The sequence below is a fragment of the Serratia sp. BW106 genome (assembly GCF_002607755.1).
GTDB classification, from domain to species: Bacteria; Pseudomonadota; Gammaproteobacteria; order Enterobacterales; family Enterobacteriaceae; genus Serratia; species Serratia proteamaculans.
In genome coordinates this window covers 143,191-158,363 of the sequence record NZ_MCGS01000010.1, presented here as the reverse complement: position 1 = coordinate 158,363, position 15,173 = coordinate 143,191, and the positions used below count along the sequence as shown (strand labels likewise).

Sequence of the window (15,173 nt, the reverse complement as noted above, 5' to 3'; positions counted from 1 at the left end):
CAAAATAGATTACCTGTTTCGAATGGAAAAGTTAAGGGGTAAAAATGGAAAAACATTACGTGCTCGATATTCAACACGGCGGAAAAGCGTTTGCCCGTTTGCAAATGTTCACCCCCTGGGCTGCCGACCAACTGCAGCAGGCTCAGGCGCTGTTCCCTGCCGAGCAGGGCTACCAATTGCACATCAGCCAGGTCAAAGAGCGTCGGATAGTTTATCAAAGCGGCATCAACGGCATCACCATCCTTGGCGATACGCTGGAACTGGAAGCTTATCCCCACAGCACAGAGGTACAGCAATGAAAAAAGTTGTCGCTATCAGGCATGTGAATTTTGAAAACCTCGGTATTCTGGGTTCACTGCTTTCACTGCGGGGCTATCAGATTGATTACTACGATGCCGGCCGTGACGATATCCGGGCCATCGATAATGAGGAGACCGACCTGCTGGTGGTGCTCGGCGGACCAATCAGCGCTGCGCAGCATTTTGCCGGCCAGCAGCATTACCCGTTTCTCAACGACGAATTAGCACTGGTGACACAACGACTCCAGCAAAAACGGCCTACGCTAGGCATCTGTCTTGGCGCACAGGTGATGGCTCAGGCTTTGGGTGCCGATGTTATTTCGCTGGGTGTCAAAGAGATCGGTTTCGAACCCTTGACGTTGGCAGCGCATGAAGACTCCGTGTTGGCGCCCCTGGGGACAACGCCGGTACTGCATTGGCACGGCGATATGTTTATGATCCCAGAGGGCGCGACCTGCCTGGCCGGTACCGAAGTGTGCCCTAATCAGGCATTTGAATATCAGGATTTCGCGCTTGGGCTACAGTTCCATCTGGAAGCCGATCATCACGATCTGGAACGCTGGCTGGTTGGCCATTCCTGCGAGCTGGAGTTGGCCGGTATCCTGCCGCAGCGCCTGCGTCAACAGGCCGCTCGCTACGGCACAGAATTAGAACAGCGCGCCCGCCAGGTATTTGCGCGGTGGCTGGATAAAATCGAACCAAGGAAGTTATAGATGCAGCAAGTTTCTCAATTACAGCCACCGCAGATTGATGTGATCAGCATTCAATCGCAGGTGGTTTACGGCAGCGTCGGCAATGGTATCGCCTATCGCACCCTGTTGAAAAAGGGGCTGGAAGTGCTACAGGTACCCAGCGTCCTGTTCGGTTGCCCGCCCTATTACGGCGCCCCCAGCGGCGGTGTGATCCCTGCCGAGTGGTTCAGCGGCTTTCTGGAAGATTTACTGACTCGCGGCGTGATGAAACGCACCCGGGCGGTGATCATCGGTTATCTGGGCGATGTCGGCCAGTGCCACATGCTGGACAGCTGGCTGCGACGCGTACGTGCTATCAACCCGCAAATAAAAATCTATATCGATCCGGTAATGGGCGATTACGGCGAAGGCGTGTATGTGGATAAGCGCATCGTCAGTTGCTATCGCTCCCCCTTCCTGCAGTTGGCCAATGGTCTGACCCCTAACGGTTTCGAACTGGAGCAGCTGTGCGGGCACCCACTGACCAGCCTGGAACAAACACAGCATGCCGCACAGGCATTATTGAATGACACCACCGAGTGGGTCCTGGTGACCAGTGCACCTGGCGTGGCAGAAAACGACGATCAGGTTGGGCTACTGCTGGTCAGTCGCAGTCAGGTGCAAAGCTATACCCATCCTAAAATTCAATCGAAGGTTAAAGGCACCGGGGACATGTTTGCCGCGTTGCTGGTCAGCCACCTGCTGCACGGTGAAAGCCTCAATGACGCGATTGTCTCGGCTAGCGGCGAGGTCTGCGATGTGCTGACTGAAGCGGAGCATTTCGGTTGGGAGGAAATTGGCAGCCTGCGTGCCTTGAAATAGGCCGGGATGATGGGGCAGCCTGCTGCCCCTCTGGTGACTATTTAACGTTTTTTCTTTTTATTAAAATCCAATTCGAAAGCAAACACCGCGCTCTGAATTTTTCTTTCCATCGCCAGGCCCAGTTTCATAAAGCGGCACGACAGACGCGAGAAACGCACCAGTTGGTCGTCGTCATCCAGTTCCTGGTCTTCGTTGATCACCACCAGTTCCATATTAACCTTGAAACTGCCGTAGCTGCCAAAATCCAACAACGCCTTTTTGAACTGGAATCCAGGCTGAAGGTTTTCCGGCAGCGGACCGTCAACGCGCAAACCAACACCCCCCGCAGAAAGATCGTGGATCCTCAACTGATACTCGCTACCGTCGGCGTATTCGCCGCTGCAGAGAAACTCACGCCAGTGGGGGGTTGTCACGCGAAACTGACGGCGGCGCTGGATGTACACCAGTTCCTTTGGCAGGCGGGTTGAACAGGCATTAACGCCCTGATGGTTGGTAAATTCAGCCTGGCCTACGGAGAATTCGATCTTTGCGTCATGGCTTTCAATCACAATGGTACATTCACCGTCGACCGTCGTGTCCGCCTCATCGCCGCTGAACACAATATTATCCGGCCCGACGCTCAACAGCAGACTTTGAAACTGCTGTTGGTCATTGACAACCTTCAGTGGCGTGCGCTGTTTACAAATCTCACGCAGTATCGCCAGTACCTCAAAACGCTCCTGCTTGATAAACAATCCGTTATCATTCTGCTCCACTCGTCGCTCCTGACTCTTCCCAATGACGCTTTACACGTTCCTTACAGTTATCATCACTGGGAATATTCCTAAAGTCAAATTTGCCAACGATGCCAGGCCTGTGGCAGCAGTCTGGCGAAGCGTTCCGCCCAGGCTTGCTGACCCTGTTGATCGGCGATCAAATCCTGGCGGATCTCAATGCCAACGTAGGGAAGCTCCCGCCGCTCGGCGTGCACCGGCAGGGTGTAATCCGTTGCATCGGTCATGGCGTAAGGCTCGTTAACGCCGACCTGTAAATCCCCTTCCTCCCGCAGCAGCTCTGCCAGCAGCAATGCAAACTCCGGCTGGCGGTTAAACAGCAGCCCCACCTGCCACGGCCGCTCGTTGCCTTTGAATACCGGGGTGAAACTGTGCATGGCGATAATCGCCGTCGGCAGCCCGTTGCGCTGGCGTTGATCCAGATTGTCGGTTATCGCCTGGTGATAAGGCCTAAAAATCTCATGCTCGCGCGCCTGCGCATGTCTGGCATCAATACCGACATTCCCGGGGATCGGGGTCAATTCTGACAGTGACGGGATCGAACTGGCGATGCCGGGCGTGCGGTTACAGTCAATGACCAAACGTGAGTAACGCTGATGAATCAGCGTAGTGTCCAACTGACGGCTGAGATGGCGCGAAACGTTTAATGCGCCGATGTCTCAACCAATGTGACGGTCGATTTCACCGGGTGGCAGACCCAAATTGCCCAACTGCTGCGGTATCGCCTGACCGGCGTGATCGCACAGCAATAAAAAGGGCGCGACGCCCCTGGGCGTTTCAATCGCCACGGCGGCGGGATCTTCGGCGGATAATAAAGACGAGACAAACGACTGTGGCATGCAAGACTCCGGCGGAGGAACAAAGCCTTATCTTAGGCTAAATCCCACCGCCGACGCCAAGCTTCGGGTTAGATCAAAAATGCATGAATGAGAAGTCGATCATTCTATGCAGGCATCCTGCGGCTGGTGCACCGCAATATACCGTTGGAACCGTGCGGGTTTAAGCCGGGTGAGATCAACCAGCACCAAGCCGTCAATGCAGTTATTGAAGGCCGGATCGGTGCCGAAATCAATAAACTGCACCCCGCCCGGCTCACACAGCTCGGTATATTGTTTATACAGCGTCGGGATCGAGCAGCCGATGTTGCTCAACAGGCTTTTCAGCCGAACCAGATCTTCCTGATAGTTATCGCCGGCAAACTGCGCCAACACCTGCGGCAGCGAGGCCGGATAAGGCTGGCGCGACTGCGCCAACGCATGATTTGGCGAGAAATACAGCCGGTAGAAGGCAATCAACAGGTCACGCGCCGTCACCGGCATACCGCCGGAAATGGAAACCGGACCAAACAGATAGCGATACTGCGGGTATTTTGCCAGATATGCGCCAATGCCTAACCACAGATAGTCCAGCCCACGCTTGCCCCAGTAAGCCGGTTGAATAAAACTGCGTCCCAGTTCGATACCCTGCGCCAGGATCGGGGCCATCTCGCGGTCATAATGGAACAGGCTGTTACTGTAGATACTTTCCAGCCCCTTGCGCTCCAACTGCTCGGCGGTAGGAATAAAACGATAGGCACCGACAATTTCCAGTTCCTCGGCATCCCACAGTACCAGGTGGTAATAGTCGTCGTCATAGCTGTCCAAATCACGACGGCGGCCAGATCCTTCACCCACCGCACGGAAGGCAATCTCACGCAGGCGACCGAGTTCACGCAGGATAGGCGCACGCGCCTCGCCCTGACGGCGATACAGGAAGATAATTTTACCGTCCGGAGTGACCCCAAGACGTTCACAGTTTGCCAGCGCCTTTTTCAGTTCCAATCGGTCCTCTGGCAGAGCGATAGGCGATTCACTGGCGAACAGCCCTTCCTTACCCTGGCCCAGACGATAAACATGGCGACGGAAGCGTTCGGCCAGATCTTTGGCGCTGGTATGGCCGTCATGCCAGTTAGTAAAGGGAATACGGCCACCCACGCGGATTTTGATGCGTCCGCCCTGCTGCTGGAACATTTCGCGTACCAGCAATAACGTAGAAAGCGGTCGGTAAACCAGCGAGGTGAAATAGAACAGGTTGCTGTTACGCGCACTTATGTGGATCGGCACAATCGGCGCTCGCGCCTTGGCCGCCAGACGTAAAAATCCGGTATGCCAGTGGCCGTCACGAATGCCTTTCGGGCTCATGCGTGACACCTCCCCGGCGGGGAACAGGATCAGCGCGCCCTGCTTATCCAACTGTGCCTGCATGCCTTCAATTTGCTTGCGGTTGGTCTTGTTGCCCACGTTGTCCACCGGTACAAACAGGTTGCGCAGCGGTTCTATGTAGGTCAACAGTTGGCTGGCGACCACTTTGACATCCGGTCTTACCGCCGCCACCGCACGCAGCAGCACCAGGCCGTCCAGCGAACCGATCGGGTGGTTAGCCACCAGCACCACCGGCCCCTGGCTCGGGATGTTTTCCAAATCGCCATCGACCAATTCACAGCTGAGGTTGAAGTAGTCCACCACTTGCTCGATCAGATCCAGCCCCTTCAGGTGCGGATAATCGGCGGCAAACTGTTTGAATTCTTTTTCGAAGAGTAAAGTTCTCAGCAGGCTACGCTGCCAGGCAGGGGTCTTGCGGTGTGGAAATGCATCATGCAACAGAGAGTCCAAGCTAAACATCGCGTTATCTCCTGGCTTAGTCGCTGCAAACTTAAGCCAGCGCCATGACCCTAACATGTCAGTAACATGACAAAAAAATGAATCCCTCAGCTATCAGTTATAGCAAATTATTGAAAAATTGGTGGCGAAGGGACCCCCATCGCCACGCCGCCGCATTTTATGCCGCCGAAGTTAAGGCTTCGATGCGCTGATTCACCACTTCACGTAACCGCAGAAGCGGCTCCGCCTGATGGGGATAGCGTTTAAAAGTGATGTGCATCCCCAGTTGTTGTTCAATCAAAGCTTCTACCGTCGCACGATCGGTCAGGCTTTCCAGCAGTTGCAGGGCTCGCATGTCCTGCAGGCCCTGATGCAGTACCCGTAAACGCAGTGACTCCACCGGCGTCAGATTTTCTCCGGGATAAACCACAAAGGCATCCCCTGAGGGGAACGCATTGCGGCAATCCGTCACCGCGTAGGGATTGAGCTTCTCCCGCGAATGCCCGCTGTTATAGAAATTGAAGCCCCAATGCAGAAAACCGGCGATGTTGTACCGGTAAAGCTGGATACCCAAAATGCGGTTGCGCGCCGAGGGCTGGGCAAAGAAACGGTTGGCCACCTCGGTTTTTTGCACGCAGCAATAATAAGCCCACAGGCCAGGTACCCGGTTTTCGATAAAAGGTTCGATATGGTCGGTGGCGGCCACCGGCGTTTCCACCAGCCCCTGTTGGTAAAAAGCATAATCTGACAAGGCATCAAAAGTATGGAACCCGGCCAATAGCGGCTGCAAGGTAGCGCTGGCAGCTTGGTAAACAGCGATATTTTCCAGCGTCGGCTCATCCGAGATGTGAAACCACACCCGTTGTTGTAACTGCCGCTCGCGGAACCAGCCGGTCAGTGCCGGCAACAAGGCTTGCAGGAACTGTTGATACTCTTCGGCATGGGCATCGGTATGCCAGCCGAACAGCGGGCTAAGCGTGCCGTCTGTCTCCACCATGATTTTTGGCGCATGGGCGGCCCCCCACTGGGTAAACAACGGGGCAATTTCAAAGTGTTCAATGCCCTCCTCCTGCGCCATATCCACCCATTGGGCCAGACGCTGGAAATCAAACCGGTAGCCCTGCGCAGACCGCTGCACACCCACCAGTTGCACCGTGGTACGCTCACCGCCGACGGCAGTATCCAGCGGTGGCGTGAAGATCGGCGTCAACAGCATATTTACCCCACTGTTAACCGCGGTACGGACAAAGTTGCGCGTCGCCAGCCAGTATTCGGGGCTGAATACCGCAAAATGGTAATAATCTGCCAGGCAATCGGAATGCAGCCATTCGGTGTGCAACAGGGTTTGCGGTGGCAGTGCGGCCGCCACGATATGCAGCGTCAACTCAGCACTGGCCAGTACGTCCTCGCTGGCCACATCAAACAACGTCAGTGTCAGGGGATAATCGCCGCCCGCCACCGGTATCGTCGGTGGGGTTAAGGTCAACCACAGGCTGCCGTAATAATTGCAGGCGGCAAAGAAACGCCGATCGACCAGCGGTACCAGCGGATCGGGAAATAACCCTGGTTCGGTACGCAGATAGTTTTCATCGGTCTCGGCATAACAGGGAAAGTGGCTGGGTACCAACTGCACCTGACGCACGCTGATATACTCCGACAATGGTCCCTCAATACGGTAGCCTAATTCACGTCGCGTTTCGTTATCGGCCCGCTGCAGGTAATAAACCCCCTGCCAACACATCATTTCGTTATTCAGCCCGCTGAGTTTATTTATCTGTGTGATCTGCGGAGCATTATGGCTGTGAAATATTTTTTCCAGGCAATGAGTAAAGGTCAATGAAAGACGCATAACAGTAATCTCGCTTTAATTAGAAAATACCGAGGGGCGATTTTCAGGCTAAACCCTTTTATCGATTCAAACAATAGCCCTCTTTCAAAAACCGACTGCAAGAGGCTTCGAATGAAGTCATATACGATTTTTTTGTTTATTTGCATCACAAAAATGAAAGATAACCCGGCATGCACAATAAAAATGTTTTTAATCCCCATTATGGTGCAAGGGTTATCACTTATTCCTATGACGCCAGCAGCCCATAATTGCTGCGCGGCAGGGCTAAAACCGGCCGGAAAGGTTAACGAATTGTGAACAAATAACGCTTTCGGTTTAGCCTGCAACCCTTTCGGTTTTAACAACAACGAAACATTAACGCCCCATTTTTGGGCAGATCGGGGTGTATTGACACATTGAAAGTTAAGGGATAGAAAGAATTCACATTACGAAAATATTGATTCGTCGTTCACCAAGGGGAAAGCAATGTCACCGATAAAAAATACCGGTCGTCTTCTGGCACACTCTGCCATTGCGGCTGCATTATTATTGCCAACCATGTTATATGCCGCCGATCAAATAACTTTGCGCTACGCCGTATGGGACAGAAACCAATTACCTGCCGAGCAAGAGATTGCCAAGCGATTTGAAAAAGAAAACCCTAATATTAAAATCGCTATAGAATTAACCCCCTCGGCGCAGTACTTTGTCAAATTAGATTCCGCTGCTGCCGGTGGCGTCGCACCAGATATATTCTGGATAAACATGCCTTATTTTGTGCAATACGCCAAGAATGGCATCATGCAACCCTTAACACCCTATATTACCGGCAGCAGCGTGCAATTGAATAATATCGTCGCCAGTTCGGTTAAAGCCTATCAGTATGACGGCCAGCAGATGGCCATTCCCCGCGATGTTGACTCGATCGCGGTGTGGTACAACAAAAAACTGTTCGATCAGGCCGGTGTCAGCTACCCCACCAACGACTGGAGCTGGGATGACCTGAAGAGCAAAGCGACCGCACTGAAAACCGGCTTGAAAGGCAGCGCCTTCCCACTGGTCATGGATCTGAGTATCGACGGCCAGGACAGCTATATGAACCTGCTGTTCCAGAACGGCAACCACATTGTGCCAAAAGACGGCCAGCCGACCGACATTGCCAACGACAAGTCGATCTGGGTCTATCAACAGCTGCAATCCATGATGAAAGACGGATTGATGCCCAGCGCCCAACAGATGAGCGAAGTCAAAACCGAAAACATCTTCCAGTCCAACCGTGCGGCGATGGTGTATGCCGGTTCCTGGCTGGCGGCCCCCTTCGCCAACAATCCGCTGATTAACGATCATATTGGCGTGGTGATGATGCCGAAAATCGAGCGCCAGTCTGGCGTGGCGCACAGCCTGGCGTTTGCCATGTCCGCCAACAGCGCGCACAAGCAGGAAGCCTGGAAATACATTGAGTTTATGAGTTCCGAAGCCTCACAGACTGAGTTGGCGAAAGCGGTGATCCCGGCCAACAAACTGGCGGCCAAAGCCTGGGCGGCGGCGATCACCAAGGTCGATGTGACGCCTTACATTGAAACCCTCAACGTCACCGAAGCTTACCCAACTGCCGGGACCAACACGCCGAAATGGCAGAACATGTGGATCGCCAGCCTGAAGAAAATCTTTATGGGCGCGGAAGCCAAACCTGAAATGGACAAGTCGGTTAAGAAGATTGAACGCGTGATGGAGCAGTAATCACCCCGTGCCGGTGGCGCCTGCCCGAAGGCGCACCGGCCGCGGAATACCGCAGAGCAGTTACAGGTGAGGAAAGGCAACATGTCGCTGGCAGAAAGCTACGGTGCCCTAAAACAACAAAAAAGTACCCCACGACCGGCACTCAGCCGCCTGGAGCGTGCCGAGCGCTTCTGGGGCTGGGTGATGATCTTGCCGTTGCTGATTGGCTTGACGGTGTTTTACCTGGTCCCCTTTTTACAGAACATCTTTTACAGCTTTACCGACCTCAACCAGTTTATGCGCTGGAGCACCCTCAGCGTCGATAACTACGTCAATCTGTTTGAAGACGACGACTTTTACATCGCCGCCGCCAACACCTTGTTCTATGTGGTGGTGTGCGTGCCGATCAGCCTGAGCCTGTCACTGCTGCTGGCGATTGGCCTGAACCAGAACATCCGCGGCAAGGCGTTGTTACGCACCCTCTTGTTCCTGCCGGCGGTCACCATGCCTGCCGCAGTGGCAATGGTCTGGCAATGGCTGTTCAACAAGGACTTCGGCCTGATCAACCAGGCGACGGGCCTGCTGGGTATTTCGCCGGTGGCCTGGCTGTCCGATCCGGACGTGGTGCGCATCAGCGTTTCCATCATCATTATCTGGTCGTCGCTGGCACTGAAAATCATCATTTTGCTGGCCGGGTTGCAAAGCATTCCACGCCAACTGTATGAGGCCGCCGACATCGACGGTATCAGCACCCTGCGCCGCTTCTTCTGCATTACCCTGCCGATGATGGTGCCCACGCTGTTCTTCGTCTCGGTGATGAGTTTTATCGAGATCCTGCAAGTCTTTGACGTGGTGTTCCTGATGTTTGACCGCGCGTTGGTGGAAAGCGACGTGATGACCGTGACCAACCTGTTCTACAAATACGCCTTTTATCTGCAGGAGAAAGGTTACGCCTCCGCCATCACCGTGGTGCTGTTCGCCGTCACCCTGTTGATCACCCTGATTCAAATGGTGATTGGCAAACGCCTGAAAGTCAGCTGAGGAGCCATGACGATGAGCATAAGTAAAAAAACGCTGGTGTATCTGTTTATGGTTCTGGCGGCGCTGGCCTCGGTGGTGCCCTTTATCTGGATGCTGGTGACCTCGCTGAAAACTCAGGCCGAGAGTATCCAGATCCCACTGACACTGTTACCGGCGCGCCCGAGCCTGCAGGCCTATGGCAAGGTTATGCGCGAAATCCCCTTCACCGACTTCTATGTGAACTCGCTGCTGGCGACCTTTTTCACCGTCACGCTGCAGATGGTGATCGCCACCATGGCCGCCTACGGCTTCTCACGCCTGCACTTTCGCGGCCGTGATGCGGTATTCCTGGTGTGTATTTCGATCCTGATGGTGCCGGGTCAGGCCTTTCTGATCCCGCAGTTCCTGGTGGTACAGAAACTGGGGCTGGTAAACAGCATCACCGGGCTGGTGCTGCCGGGTATTTTCAGCATTTACGCTACCTTCCTGCTGCGCCAGTTCTTCCTGGCGGTGCCAAAAGAGATGGAGGAAGCGGCGCTGATCGACGGTTACAGCTACTTCGCTATCTTCTGGCGCATCATGCTGCCGCTGATCCGCCCCGGCATTATCGCCTGCATCATCATCAATGGCCTGTGGAGCTGGAACAACTTGATGTGGCCACTGATCGTCAACACCACCACCGAGAAACTGACGCTGCCGGTCGGGCTGGCGTCGCTGTCCAGCCGCGCCGGGGTGGAATACCCACTGCTGATGGCCGGTGCGCTGATGGCGGTGATCCCGATGCTGATGCTGTTCATTCTTTTCCAACGCTACTTCATCCAGGGCATCGCCAGCGCTGGGGTAAAAGGCTAACTGCGAACACAAGGTAAAAAACATGGCCGGTATACAGTTAAACAATGTGAAGAAGGTCTACCCCAACGGATTCAATGCGTTACAGGGTGTCGATCTGGACATTAAAGACGGCGAGTTTATGGTGTTTGTCGGGCCCTCCGGCTGCGCCAAATCCACCCTGCTGCGGATGATAGCCGGGCTGGAGAGCGTTAGTGAGGGTCAGATCATGATCCACGATCGCTGCGTCAACGACACCATGCCCAAAGATCGCGGCATCGCCATGGTGTTCCAGAACTACGCGCTGTATCCGCATATGACGGTCTACAAAAACATGGCGTTTGGCCTGATAGGCAAGGAAAGCAAGGCCGAGATCGACCGCCGGGTGCGTGATGCCGCCGAAAAGCTGGAGATCACTAATCTGCTACAACGTAAGCCGGGTCAGTTATCCGGCGGCCAGTGTCAGCGCGTGGCGGTCGGCCGTGCCATCGTGCGTAAACCCAAGGTGTTTTTGTTCGATGAGCCGTTGTCCAATCTGGATGCCAAGCTGCGGGTCACGATGCGCGTACAGCTGATCGAACTGCATAACCAACTGAAACAGGAAGGTGTCGCCGCCACCATGGTGTATGTCACCCACGATCAGGTAGAAGCGATGACCATGGGGGATCGCATCTGCGTGATGAACCGAGGGGCCATTATGCAGGTGGATAAGCCGATCAACCTTTACCACCAGCCCGCTAACCGCTTTGTCGCCGAGTTTATCGGCAGCCCTTCGATGAACCTGCACGATATGGCGATTACCCGCAGCGCGCAGGGCATCGGGCTGCGTATCGGCAATCAGCACCCTCTCGAACTGCCGGCGGTGCTGCAACAGCAGTTGGCAAATTACCCCCATGCGCGTGTGTGCCTCGGCATTCGCCCGGAGTGCCTGCGGCTGTGTGCACCCGGTAGCAGCAATTGCTTCCCGGCGAAGATTGTCACCATCGAACGGATGGGCAATGAAGAGTTACTGCACTGCGAACTGGCCGGGTTGCGCTTTGTGTTGCGCATGGCGTCACAGCCTGACTGGGAACCACGTCTGGGGGAACAGATCCACCTGGCTTTCGATCTGTCCCGCGCGCACCTGTTTGACGAAATCAGCGGCCAAAACCTCAAATAACTAGATCGGAGAATGTGCAATGTCGTCAGCTCAACAACATGGTTATGCCGGTCGCCCGGTTCGGGTGCTGGTGATTGGTGCCGGGGCACGCGGGGAAATTTACTCGCGCTATGCGTTGGCGCACCCGGATTTAATGCAGGTGGTGGCCGTGGCAGAACCGCGAGATGTCTACCGCCGGCAGTTTGTCGAACAACATGCCATAGCGGCGGACAAGGTGTTCACCGACTGGCAGCAGGCCGCGGACGCCGGCAAATTGGCCGATGCGGTGCTGATTTGCACTCAGGATACTTTGCACCTCGAACCGGCGCTGGCCTTTGCCAAACAGGGTTACGCCATGCTGCTGGAAAAACCGCTGTCGCCGGATGCCAGTGAATGCCGCACTATCGTCGAGGAAGTGGTGCGCCAGAAGCTGATTTTCTCGGTCGGCCACGTGCTGCGCTATACGCGCTATACCCAAAAGCTGAAACAACTGCTGCGCGATAACGTGATTGGCGACATCGTCAGCCTGCAGCACCTGGAGCCGGTGGGTTACTGGCATCAGGCCCATTCCTTCGTGCGCGGCAACTGGCGCAACGACGGTGAGGCGGCCTTTATGTTGCTGCAGAAGTCCTGCCACGACATCGACTGGATCCGCTACATCATGGAATTGCCCTGTGAGCAGATCAGTTCCTTCGGCGGCCTGCGCCACTTCCGCCAGGAAAACCAACCGGCCGGTGCGGCGGACAACTGCCTGGACTGCGCGGTGGAAGCCAGCTGCCCTTACTCCGCAAAACGCATTTATCTGGGTGACAACCACAAGGCAACGCCGGGTTTTCTGCGGGTATTAACACCCGAGGTCGATCAGCCGCATCTGCAGGCGGCACTGCGCGACGGTCAGTATGGTCGTTGCGTCTACCGCTGCGACAATAACGTGGTCGACCATCAGGTGGTCAATATGCAGTTTACCGGTGGCCGTACCGCCTCCTTCACCATGACCGCCTTTACCCGACTGGAAGATCGCCAAACCCGTATTTTTGGTAGCCACGGTTGTCTCGAAGGTGACGGACGTTACATCCGTATCACCTCTTTCGTCGACGACAGTGAAAAGGTCTACGACGTCGATGAAGCCGAAGATCTGCACGCCATGGCCGGCCACGGCGGTGGCGATTACTACCTGATGCAGCATTTTATCGACGCGATCCGTACCAACGATCCTTCCCAGATACTGTCCGGTCCGGCAGAAACGCTGGAAAGTCATCTGATGGTGTTTGCGGCGGAGCGCGCGCGCCGTGAATCCGCCGTTGTCACCCTGAGCGGAGCCTGAATACGTGGAAATATCCCAGATACGCTACGGTTTCGACATCGGTGGTACCAAGATCGAAATGGCGGCCTACGACCGGCAGCTCAGGCAGGTGCTGTGCCAGCGGATCGGCACCCCCACCGGCGATTACCGCGAATTTTTGTCCTGCATCCATCAATTGGTCGAGCAGGCCGATAGAGAGTTGCACACCCAGGGCAGCATCGGCATCGGTTTACCGGGCGTGACCGATCCGCGCAGCCGCCGACAACTGGCGGTGAATGTGCCCTGCCTGACCGGCCACTGTCTGGCGGACGACCTGGCGCAAGCCTTGGCAAGACCGGTTGAAATTGAAAACGACTGCCGCTGCTTTGCCCTTTCCGAAGCCAGTACGCCGCAAACCGACCATCTGGCGCTGGTGTTTGGCGCCATTATCGGCACCGGGGCTGGGGGTGGATTGGTGATGAACAAACAGTTGCATAAAGGACGCAACGGGCTGGCCGGGGAATGGGGGCACACCCCTATCTCCGCCCAATTGGCACAACGCTACGACTTACCGCTGTTCACCTGCAACTGTGGGCTAACCGGCTGCTTTGAGCGCTATGTTTCCGGCAGTGGTCTGTTGGCGTTGAGCCGCCATTTCGGTCATCCGGCGGATAACGTCCCGGCGTTAATCGCCAGTTTTCGACAGGGAGACCCTCTGGCACGGCGGTTGATGGCCATGTACGTCGATATTCTGGCCAGCGCACTGGCCGGCCTGCAACTGCTGCTGGACGTGGACGCCTTCGTGCTCGGCGGCGGACTGTCCAACGTTGGCGAGTTGTACTCCCTGCTGCCGCCAGCCATGAGCCATTGGTTGTTGCCCGGTACCGAACCGGCGGCAGTCTACCCACCGGTGCACGGCGACAGCAGCGGCGTACGCGGCGCCGCATTATTACGCCAAAGCTGGCAATAAAAAAGAGTGAAAAGGCCGTCAGGAAAAAATCAATGGCACAGCTTTCATCCTGCTTTCGGCAAATTAACCCGGGCGGTAAGTTGCCGCCTGATAAATAACGGATTACGGCTTTTCACTTTATTTCCCGGCAGCTTTCGGTTGAGGGCGAACCGAAAGGAAGTTTCCATATAAACAATTGATACATATAGTTTTTTATAAAATAACCGGTTGCATTTCACTGTTTCGTTTGCTGTAATTCGCCACGAACAACTGAAAGCACTCCTGCCAGATTAACTGCGACGCATTGCGCCGCGGCCGGGTATGGCTACAGCTAAATCAGGAGTCACGCGTTAATGATCAATACCCTAAAACGACGGGAATTAATTATCGACCAGCTTTGTCGCGAAGGCTCGGTACGCGTCGAACAACTCAGTGCCCAGTTTGCCGTTTCCAGCGTCACTATCCGCAGCGATCTGCGTCAACTGGAAAAAAGCGGCTGTGCGGTCCGGGCGTACGGCGGCGCAATGCTCAACAAGCAGTTCGCCTTCGATCGTCCGTTACAGGACAAGGGCCGCATCAATCGCGACGTGAAATACACCATTGCCTGTGCAGCGGCAGCCCTGGTCAACGACGGCGACGCCATCATTCTCGACTCCGGCTCCACCACCAGCCAAATGGCGCAGCAGTTGGTCGGTAAAAAAGATCTGGTGGTGATGACCAACGCGTTGAATATCGCTTTCGAACTGGCCAACAACGAACAGGTTGATCTGATGGTGGTCGGCGGCAGCGTACGGCGTAAATCCTGGTCTCTGTACGGCCCAGCCGCCGAACAGCACATGCGCCAGTTCCGTTTCGACAAGCTGTTTCTCGGCGTCGACGGTTTTGATTTGCAAAGCGGCATCACCACGCCGAACCCCGGCGAAGCGCAACTTAACCGCGCCATGTGCGACGTCGCACGCGAAGTGATCGCCGTGGCGGATGCCAGCAAGTTCGGTCGCACCAGTTTTTGCATGATCCGTGAAATCGGCCAAATCCAGCGTTTGGTCACCGACAGCCGCATCCCGGAAAGCTACCTGAATGCGCTGAACCATTTAGGGGTCGATGTGATTATCGCCGACCGTTAACCGAGGTTTTTTAAGGAGTTT

Annotated in this window: 13 protein-coding genes and 1 pseudogene; 10 read left to right on the top strand and 4 right to left on the bottom strand. The window is 55.2% G+C overall.

The window, feature by feature from the left end; translation table 11 throughout:
- Positions 1-44 precede the first annotated feature (44 nt).
- From BEI65_RS08510 to pdxY, 3 genes are read left to right on the top strand one after another with little or no spacing between them, the layout of a single operon-like run.
- Positions 45-299 (top strand): hypothetical protein, encoded by a 255-nt coding sequence (locus BEI65_RS08510; RefSeq protein ID WP_099062950.1) that lies wholly within the window; start codon positions 45-47, stop codon positions 297-299.
- The gene (locus BEI65_RS08505; protein WP_099062949.1) at positions 296-1,012 is read left to right on the top strand and encodes a glutamine amidotransferase; all 717 of its coding nucleotides are present in this window, start codon (positions 296-298) and stop codon (positions 1,010-1,012) included. Before BEI65_RS08510 ends, BEI65_RS08505 begins: the two co-directional genes overlap by 4 nt.
- Positions 1,013-1,852, top strand: a complete 840-nt coding sequence (gene pdxY / locus BEI65_RS08500) for a pyridoxal kinase (RefSeq protein WP_099062948.1) — start codon at positions 1,013-1,015, stop codon at positions 1,850-1,852.
- Between the two features lie 41 nt (positions 1,853-1,893).
- On the opposite strand, the gene BEI65_RS08495 is transcribed toward pdxY, so the two are convergent.
- From BEI65_RS08495 to BEI65_RS08480, 4 genes and pseudogenes are all read right to left on the bottom strand, one after another.
- Positions 1,894-2,607: a flagellar brake protein gene (locus BEI65_RS08495; RefSeq protein ID WP_099062947.1), complete on the bottom strand. Its 714-nt coding sequence runs from the start codon at positions 2,605-2,607 to the stop codon at positions 1,894-1,896.
- Between the two features lie 74 nt (positions 2,608-2,681).
- Positions 2,682-3,464: pseudogene (locus tag BEI65_RS08490) on the bottom strand (N-formylglutamate amidohydrolase).
- Positions 3,465-3,563: 99 nt separating this feature from the next.
- Positions 3,564-5,285: an ornithine lipid synthase OlsF gene (gene olsF, locus BEI65_RS08485; protein ID WP_099062946.1), complete on the bottom strand. Its 1,722-nt coding sequence runs from the start codon at positions 5,283-5,285 to the stop codon at positions 3,564-3,566.
- 157 nt (positions 5,286-5,442) lie between these two features.
- Positions 5,443-7,113 (bottom strand): DUF4091 domain-containing protein, encoded by a 1,671-nt coding sequence (locus BEI65_RS08480; RefSeq protein ID WP_099062945.1) that lies wholly within the window; start codon positions 7,111-7,113, stop codon positions 5,443-5,445.
- A gap of 465 nt (positions 7,114-7,578) precedes the next feature.
- Here BEI65_RS08480 and BEI65_RS08470 point away from each other — a divergent pair, with 465 nt between their 5' ends.
- The 7 genes from BEI65_RS08470 to agaR all read left to right on the top strand — a co-directional run bounded on the left by BEI65_RS08470 (position 7,579) and on the right by agaR (position 15,152).
- Positions 7,579-8,832: a sugar ABC transporter substrate-binding protein gene (locus tag BEI65_RS08470; protein ID WP_099062943.1), complete on the top strand. Its 1,254-nt coding sequence runs from the start codon at positions 7,579-7,581 to the stop codon at positions 8,830-8,832.
- Between the two features lie 81 nt (positions 8,833-8,913).
- The gene (locus BEI65_RS08465) at positions 8,914-9,852 is read left to right on the top strand and encodes a carbohydrate ABC transporter permease (RefSeq protein ID WP_099062942.1); all 939 of its coding nucleotides are present in this window, start codon (positions 8,914-8,916) and stop codon (positions 9,850-9,852) included.
- Positions 9,853-9,864: 12 nt separating this feature from the next.
- Entirely contained in the window at positions 9,865-10,683 is an 819-nt protein-coding gene (locus BEI65_RS08460; RefSeq protein WP_099062941.1) for a carbohydrate ABC transporter permease, read from the top strand.
- 22 nt (positions 10,684-10,705) lie between these two features.
- Positions 10,706-11,818, top strand: a complete 1,113-nt coding sequence (locus tag BEI65_RS08455) for an ABC transporter ATP-binding protein (protein ID WP_099062940.1) — start codon at positions 10,706-10,708, stop codon at positions 11,816-11,818.
- A gap of 19 nt (positions 11,819-11,837) precedes the next feature.
- Complete coding sequence (locus BEI65_RS08450) at positions 11,838-13,121, top strand: Gfo/Idh/MocA family protein (protein WP_099062939.1); 1,284 nt, start codon at positions 11,838-11,840, stop codon at positions 13,119-13,121.
- Between the two features lie 19 nt (positions 13,122-13,140).
- Positions 13,141-14,049 (top strand): ROK family protein, encoded by a 909-nt coding sequence (locus BEI65_RS08445; protein WP_099063047.1) that lies wholly within the window; start codon positions 13,141-13,143, stop codon positions 14,047-14,049.
- Positions 14,050-14,381: 332 nt separating this feature from the next.
- Positions 14,382-15,152, top strand: coding sequence for a transcriptional repressor AgaR (agaR, locus tag BEI65_RS08440; protein WP_099062938.1), 771 nt, complete (start codon positions 14,382-14,384; stop codon positions 15,150-15,152).
- Positions 15,153-15,173 lie beyond the last annotated feature (21 nt).